Origin of the sequence: Pseudoalteromonas porphyrae (assembly GCF_001298125.1) — a bacterium.
GTDB lineage: Bacteria > Pseudomonadota > Gammaproteobacteria > Enterobacterales > Alteromonadaceae > Pseudoalteromonas > Pseudoalteromonas neustonica.
Map to the genome: position 1 here is coordinate 1 of NZ_LHPH01000095.1, position 583 is coordinate 583.

Here is a 583-nt window from a genome sequence, read left to right on the forward strand (position 1 = left end):
TCCTGCAGACGTAAAAAAGCCCGACTCTATGAGTCGGGCTTTCTTTATTTGGAGCCTGGCGATGACCTACTTTCACATAACAAATGCTACACTATCATCGGCGCTGTTTCGTTTCACTACTGAGTTCGGCATGGGATCAGGTGGGTCCAAAACGCTATTGTCACCAAGCAAATTTGGTATTAATTCGCTCTTTCGAACCAATTAATTAAAATTTGGAAAATGCTGATAATTGTTTTCTTACAACTTTAAGCTTATCGCTTACAGCTGTTAGTAAATCTACTTTAGTTGTCGCGATAAATCACGACCTACAATCTTAACTTCTGCGCTATCAACTATCACATAAAACGCGTTTGGCGTTGTATGGTTAAGCCTCACGGGTAATTAGTACAAGTTAGCTTAACATATCACTATGCTTCCACACCTTGCCTATCAACGTTGTAGTCTCCAACGGCCCTTCAGAGAGCTTATAGCTCTAGTGAGAACTCATCTCGAGGCCTGCTTCGCGCTTAGATGCTTTCAGCGCTTATCAGTTCCGAACGTAGCTACCGGGCAATGCCATTGGCATGACAACCCGAACACCAGC

At 43.4% G+C, this 583-nt stretch carries 2 rRNA genes; both read right to left on the minus strand.

Annotated features, from left to right (window positions below):
• Positions 1-53: 53 nt before the first annotated feature.
• A 5S ribosomal RNA gene (gene rrf, locus ADS77_RS21340) occupies positions 54-168 on the minus strand.
• Positions 169-360: 192 nt separating this feature from the next.
• Positions 361-583, minus strand: a 23S ribosomal RNA gene (locus ADS77_RS21345); the annotation flags it as partial.